This is a genomic window from Kribbella sp. (assembly GCF_035687465.1).
Taxonomy (GTDB): domain Bacteria; phylum Actinomycetota; class Actinomycetes; order Propionibacteriales; family Kribbellaceae; genus Kribbella.
The window spans coordinates 1-6889 of the sequence record NZ_DASRXP010000473.1; the positions used below are offsets into that span (position 1 = coordinate 1).

General features: G+C 67.3%; 6 protein-coding genes. 1 reads left to right on the plus strand and 5 read right to left on the minus strand.

The features are described from left to right. Positions 1-202: 202 nt before the first annotated feature. The gene (locus tag VFG33_RS24860; RefSeq protein WP_325055358.1) at positions 203-703 is read left to right on the plus strand and encodes a hypothetical protein; all 501 of its coding nucleotides are present in this window, start codon (positions 203-205) and stop codon (positions 701-703) included. Positions 704-838: 135 nt separating this feature from the next. Here VFG33_RS24860 and VFG33_RS24865 read toward each other — a convergent pair whose 3' ends face one another. The 5 genes from VFG33_RS24865 to tig all read right to left on the minus strand — a co-directional run. Then, the gene (locus VFG33_RS24865) at positions 839-2521 is read right to left on the minus strand and encodes an alpha/beta hydrolase (protein WP_325055359.1); all 1683 of its coding nucleotides are present in this window, start codon (positions 2519-2521) and stop codon (positions 839-841) included. A 131-nt stretch (positions 2522-2652) separates the two neighbouring features. Then, positions 2653-3948, minus strand: coding sequence for an ATP-dependent Clp protease ATP-binding subunit ClpX (gene clpX, locus VFG33_RS24870; RefSeq protein WP_325055360.1), 1296 nt, complete (start codon positions 3946-3948; stop codon positions 2653-2655). A 181-nt stretch (positions 3949-4129) separates the two neighbouring features. Further along, entirely contained in the window at positions 4130-4741 is a 612-nt protein-coding gene (locus VFG33_RS24875) for an ATP-dependent Clp protease proteolytic subunit (protein ID WP_325055361.1), read from the minus strand. A 28-nt stretch (positions 4742-4769) separates the two neighbouring features. Beyond that, a complete protein-coding gene (locus VFG33_RS24880; protein ID WP_325055362.1) occupies positions 4770-5393 on the minus strand; it encodes a ClpP family protease in 624 nt (207 codons plus the stop codon). A gap of 186 nt (positions 5394-5579) precedes the next feature. After that, positions 5580-6889: trigger factor (gene tig, locus VFG33_RS24885; protein ID WP_325055363.1), on the minus strand; the 1310-nt coding region annotated here is incomplete at its 5' end.

A 6889-nucleotide genomic window follows, 5' to 3' on the forward strand; every position in this document is an offset into this window, starting at 1 on the left:
CTCCGGTGGACCTACGGGTTCCTCGGGTGGACCTGCGGGGTCTGCCGGTGGGCCTACCGGTGCGGCTGCGGGTGGTGGGGCCGGCGTACCGCCTGAAGGGCCGGGGAAGGGTGGTGCGGGTGTGCCGCCTGAGGGAGGTAAGGGTGGTCCTCCTGCGAAGGGGGAGAAGGGTGGGAAGAGGGGGTTGCGGCGGAATCCGTGGGTGACGGTGGGGGCCGTGGTGGTGGTTCTGTTGGTGCTTGCCGGGTTCGGGTACTTCGGCGGGCTCGGGCCGATGAGTCGGCTGAACACCGCCCGCGGAATCGACCCGCCGGCCAAGCTCGCCAACCTCAACCGGATCACCGACCCCGAGGTCCGCACCCAGTTGCAGCTGGAGAAGACTCGCGAGGACCTCAGCCGGATCAACGACGGTAAGCAGGTGACTGTCGAGGCGTACGGCGATCTCGGCGGCGACCGGTTGTACGTGGTGATCGCGCTGCGCGGCAGGGTCGACGTCGACAAGACGGTGACGGACTCCGGCGCGACGCCGGACCAGATCAAGACGGTCGGCAAGGCGACCTGCGTGGCGTCCTCCGACAAGCTGCCGGCCCAGTGCTACCGCACCTCGAACACCCTGACTGTGATCATCCAGTCGGCGAACGAGGGCGTCAGCGCGGACGAGGTCGGCTCGGTGTCGGAGGAAGCCTTCAACGCCATGCAGTAAGGCGAACCGCCGGGGCGAGGCCTATCACGCGATGCAGCAAGGCGAATCGCCGGGAAGAGGCTCCTCCCCGGCGATTCGCCCGCACACAACAGACCGAGCAGGTCCGGGATCAGGCCGACCCCGCCGGTCGTCACGTCAGAGGCCGAGGGTGCCCCAGCGGCTGACGCCTGGGGGTACGTCGAGCCGCGGTTCGGCCGGCGCGCCAGATCTTGCTTGGGGCAACGGATCGAACGGTTTGCGGTCTTGGTCGCAGGTCGCGCCGTCCTCCGGCGCCGTGAGGTTCACCAGGTACGCCGTGATGGTGGCGTCGGCGCAGGCGCTCTTGCCGAGCGTGGTGTGACCCCACCCGTTCACCGTGACCACGCGCGCGTCGGGGTACAGCTCGGCGTACGGGCGGGTTGCCTGGTACGGCGTCGCCGGGTCATAGCGAGTCCCCAAGACGAGGACTGGTGAATCCACCTTCAGCTGCCAAGGCCCGAGGAAGGCGTCAGTGTCGCGGATCGGCATGAACTCGCAGGTCTGTCCCACCCAGGCCCGGAACCGCCCGAAATGCGGGGCCCGCCGATCCGCGGCGTCGGCGTACGAGGGATAGGCAAGGGGCCGCCCGGTCTGCCGGGATTCGATGCACGGTTGCATGCTGGTGCCGAGCGAGGCGTACTCCTCCTTGCGGCGATTCCACTCCACGAGACCCTGCGGAAGCTTGCCAGCGGCAACGCTCACCGACCGCTGCCCCTTCGAGGCGGCGGTCGACAACTGAGCCAGCGTGACAGCGAGATCCGGCCAGCCGGCAGGCGAGTACAGCGAGAAGAACGTGGCCTGCACGGCCGTCGCGTACGTCACCTTCAGCGTGCTTCCGTCCGGCAGCACGAGGTCCACGGGCTTCGTCTTCAGTCGCTCGTAGAGATCCTCCACCACGGTCGCGGGATCGCCCAGTTGGGCCAACGCACACCGACTCGGACCCGCCTTCTTGCACTCAAGATTGAACTGGGCCAGGGTTTCCGAGGCACCCTCACCCTGCCGCAGCCGTACGCCGACCGGCCGGGTGTCGCCGTCCGAGCCGGAATACCACTCCGGCAGCAACGTGCCGTCCTGAACGAACGCGCGGACCTTGTTCGGGAAGAGCTTCGCGTAGGTCGCACCGAGATACGTGCCATACGAGTAGCCGACATAGCTGAGCTTGGCGTCACCCACCGCCTGCCGCAGCAGATCCATGTCCCGGGCAACGTTCGCGGTCGAGTAGTGCGCGAGGCGATCCGGCGACGTCGTCACGCAGCTCGTGCCGATCTTGGCGTTCGCGACCGTGTACTGACGCTCCTCGGCCGAGGTGACCGGGAACGACGGCAGACCGGCCAGCACGGCGTTCTCCTGCGCAGCCGTCGGGAAGCAGGTCGCCGGATCGGACTGTCCGACGCCGCGGGGATCGAAGCCGAGGATGTCGAACTTCGCCCGCACCTCAGGCGTGTACGCCGTCTCCCCGGCCGTCTGGACGAACTCGACCCCCGAGCCACCCGGACCACCCGGATTCGTGAACAACGTCCCGATGCGGTGCGCGGGATCGGTGGCCGGCAGCCGGGTCAGCGCGATCGTCGTGGTCGGCCCGCGCGGGTGGTCGTAGTCGGTCGGCACCTCGACGGAAGCGCACTGGAAGGCGGCCAGCAACGGATCAGCCCCGCAACTCCCCCAGCTGATCTTGGGCACCGCAGCCGCTGCTGCCTCTGGGCGGGCCGCCACGGCAGTCGTCGGTACTACGAGCGCAACCCCGGCTAGAACGGCCGAGACCCGTCTCGTGGTCCTCCTGGACACGGTTCTGCTGAACACGGTTCTCCTCACGTCGACGGTGGTTCGTCATCGACGCTAGGTGAGCACGTGGTCCGCAGGCGTCCACCACGAGAACGAGGCCGGCGTTCCGCCTCTCAGCGGATGCCGGCCCCGGTCAGGAGTGCGTTGGATCAGGCGGTCTTCTCGCGCCGCTCGCGCTTGCGCTCGATCTGGTCCCGCGGGATCAGCGTGGGGTTCACGTTCTCCAGCACGACCTCGCCGGTGACGACGACCTTGGCGACGTCCTCACGGCTGGGCACCTCGTACATCACGTTGAGGAGCACCTCCTCCATGATCGCCCGCAGGCCACGGGCACCGGTGCCGCGCAGCAGCGCCTGGTCCGCGATCGCCTCGATCGCGTCGTCGCTGAACTCCAGCTCGACGTTGTCGATCTCGAAGAGCCGCCTGTACTGCTTGACGAGCGCGTTCTTCGGTTCCGACAGGATCTTGATCAGCGCGCCGCGGTCCAGGGGGGACACGGTGGTGATCACCGGGAGCCGACCGATGAACTCAGGGATCAGGCCGAACTTCAGCAGGTCCTCGGGCATCACGTCGGAGTACCCGCCGACCTCGCGCGGCTTCTCCGTCTCGCGCTTGGCGTTGAAGCCGAGCGTCTTCTTGCCGACCCGCTGCTCCACCATGTGGTCCAGCCCGGCGAACGCGCCGCCGACGATGAACAGCACGTTGGTGGTGTCGATCTGGATGAACTCCTGGTGCGGGTGCTTGCGGCCGCCCTGCGGCGGCACGCTGGCCGTGGTCCCTTCCAGGATCTTCAGCAGCGCCTGCTGGACGCCCTCGCCGGAGACATCGCGGGTGATCGACGGGTTCTCGCTCTTGCGGGCGATCTTGTCGACCTCGTCGATGTAGATGATCCCGGTCTCGGCCTTCTTGACGTCGTAGTCAGCGGCCTGGATCAGCTTCAGCAGGATGTTCTCGACGTCCTCGCCGACGTAGCCGGCCTCGGTCAGCGCCGTGGCATCGGCGATCGCGAACGGGACGTTGAGCATCCGGGCGAGGGTCTGGGCCAGGTAGGTCTTGCCACACCCGGTCGGACCGATCAGCAGGATGTTCGACTTCGCCAGCTCGACAGCCTCGTCCTTGGCGTGCCGGCCCGCGGTCGCGGCGCCCTGACCGTCCCGGACCCGCTTGTAGTGGTTGTAGACCGCCACCGCGAGTGCCTTCTTCGCCACGTCCTGTCCGACGACGTAGGCATTGAGGAAGTCGTAGATCTCACGGGGCTTGGGCAGCTCCGTCAGACCGACCTCGGAGCCCTCGTTCAGCTCCTCCTCGATGATCTCGTTACAGAGATCGATGCACTCGTCGCAGATGTAGACGCCGGGACCGGCGATGAGCTTCTTGACCTGCTTCTGGCTCTTACCGCAGAACGAGCATTTGAGCAGGTCGCCGCCGTCACCTATGCGTGCCACCGGGACAGATCCCTTCTCTGAGCAGTCGAACCGGGCGGTCGGGCCCGAGCAGAGCCCGGATCCCGATTTCGACGGTACCGCGCCGAGGGCCGAAACGCCGCGCTCACCGACGCGTTGTGACTACGCCGGTGGCGAACGCCGGACCCCCTTGACAGCACCGCCGAAGCCGGGGAGTTCCGGTTCAGACGCCGGCGGGTACCGGAGCCTTGAGCGACTCGAAGACCTCGTCGATCAGACCGTACTCGACGGCCTGGGGGGCGGTCAGGAACTTGTCGCGCTCGATGTCGCGGGAAACCTCTTCGATCGGCTTGCCGCTGGAGTCGGCGATCATCTTCTCCAGCAGGGCCCGCAGCCGCAGGATCTCGTTGGCCTGGATCTCGATGTCGCTGGACTGCCCGTAGGTGCCCTCGGTGGCCGGCTGGTGGATGATGATCCGGCTGTTCGGCAGCGCGAAGCGCTTGCCCGGCGTACCGGCGGCGAGCAGCACGGCGGCGGCCGAGGCGGCCTGGCCGAGGCAGACGGTCGACACGTCCGGCTTGATGTAGCGGATCGTGTCGTAGATCGCGGTCAGCGCCGTGAACGAACCACCCGGCGAGTTGATGTAGATGCTGATGTCACGATCGGTGTCCATCGACTGTAGGCAGAGCAGCTGCGCCATCACGGCGTTCGCGACCTCGTCGGAGATCGGCGTACCGAGGAAGATGATGCGCTCCTCGAACAGCTTGGTGTAGGGGTCGACGCGGCGCATGCCGTACGACGTGCGCTCCTCCCACTGCGGGATGAAGTAGTTCATGCTCGTGTCCTTAGAACTGAGTGGGAGATCAGGAGTTCGGGCTGCCGCTGCTCAACTGAGCCGCGCTGGCCACGACGTGGTCGATGAAGCCGTAGTCCTTGGCCGCGTCGGCGGTGAACCAGCGGTCGCGGTCGGCGTCGTTCTCGACCTGCTCGAGCGGCTGGCCGGTGTGCTCCGCGATCAGCTTGAACAGCTGCGCCTTGATGTGCAGCGACTGCTCGGCCTGGATCTTGATGTCGGAAGCCGTACCGCCCATACCGCCGGACGGCTGGTGCATCATGATCCGGGCGTGCGGAAGGGCGAACCGCTTGTCCTTCGCGCCCGCGCAGAGCAGGAACTGGCCCATCGACGCGGCCAGACCCATCCCGACCGTGGCGACGTCGTTGGAGATCCACTGCATGGTGTCGTAGATCGCCATGCCGGAGTCCACCGAACCGCCCGGCGAGTTGATGTACAGCCAGATGTCCTTGTTGGGGTCCTCGGCGTTGAGGAGCAACATCTGAGCGCAGATCGCGTTCGCGTTGTCGTCGCGAACCTCGGACCCCAGGAAGATGATCCGGTTGCTCAGCAGGCGCTGGTAGATGTGGTCGTCGAGTCCGCCGGATCCGTTGCCGCCCGCGGCGGTGGGGCTGGCTGCAAGTGTCTCGTTCACGAAGCCGACATTACTGGTCCGCGACGACAGACCTAAGGGTGGCTGCCGAGTGTTCGCTCACGGCGCACGCAGTCTGCTCTCAGCGAATTCCGCAAGACCATCCGAATTCCTTGATCCTGACAGACAGCGACGGCCCGGATCCGTGCGGATCCGGGCCGTCGCCAGGGTGTGTCAGGGTCAGGGCTGTCAGGCCTTGGCGGGCTCTTCCGCCGGCGCCTCGGCGTCAGCCTCAGCGTCCACGGCGGCCTCGGCCGCGGCGGCCTCCGGGTCGGCGTAGGTGCCGTCCGGCTGCAGGGTCTTCAGCTCGATCTCGTTGCCCGACGCGTCGGTGACCAACGCATTCTCGACCAGGTACGCGAGCGCCTTGCCGCGAACGACCTCGGAGACCAGGCTCGGCACCAGGTTGTTCTCGACCGCGTGCTGCGCGAACTGGTCCGGGCTGACGCCGGAGCGCTGCGCGTGCCGGACGATGTGCTCGGTCAGCTCCTGGTCGTTGACGCTGAGCTCCTGCTCCTCGGCGACCAGGTCGAGGACGAACTGCGCCTTGATGGCGTCCTCGGACCGCTTCTTCAGGTCCTCGTTGAACTCGTCCTCGCTCGACTCGTCGCCCTCGAGGTACTGCTCGAAGGACATCCCGGAGTAGCTGAGCTGCTGGTCCAGGTTCTCCCGGCGGGCGGCGACCTCGTCGGTCAGCAGGCCCTCGGGCACCGGCACCTCGACCAGGGTGAGGATCTTCTCCAGGACGGCGTCGCGGGCGTCGCCGGCCTGCTCGAGGCGCTTACCGCGCTCCAGCCGGGTGCGAACGTCGGCGGTGAGCTCCTCGGCGGTGTCGAACTCCGACGCGGTCTGCGCGAAGTCGTCGTCGACCTCCGGCAGCTCCTGCTCCTTGACCGCGGTCACCTTGACCTCGACCTGGACGTCCTCGCCCTTGAGCTCGCCACCGACCAGCTGGGTGGTGAAGGTGGCGGACTCGTCGGCGGACAGACCGATCACGGCCTCGTCCAGGCCGTCGAGCAGCTGACCGCTGCCGACCTGGTACGACAGGCCGGTCGCCTGCGCCTCCTCGATCTTCTCGCCGTCCTTGGTGGCGGACAGGTCGATGGTGATGAAGTCCTTGTCGGCAACCGCGCGCTCGACCGGGTTCAGCGAGCCGAACCGCTGCCGCAGCGCCTCGATCTGCTCGGTCACCTCGTCGTCACTGATCTCGATGTCCTCAACGCTGGCCTCGATGCCGTTCAGATCCGGCAGCGTGAGCTCGGGGCGCACCTCGACCTCGGCGGAGAACTGCAGGCTCTCCTTGTCGTTGAACTCGGTCACGTCGACCTCGGGCCGGCCGATCGCCTTGACCTTGTTGTCCTGCACGGCCTGCGAGTACAGCTTCGGCAGCGCGTCGTTGATGGCCTCTTCCAGCACCGGTCCACGGCCGACCCGCTGGTCGATGACCTGCGGGGGAACCTTGCCCTTGCGGAAGCCCGGGACGACGATCTGCTGCGCAA

What these genes read in the sequence shown, in the direction of transcription:
- VFG33_RS24875 (WP_325055361.1), bottom strand. Translation starts at nt 4,741, where the DNA reads ATGAACTACTTCATCCCGCAGTGGGAGGAGCGCACGTCGTACGGCATG.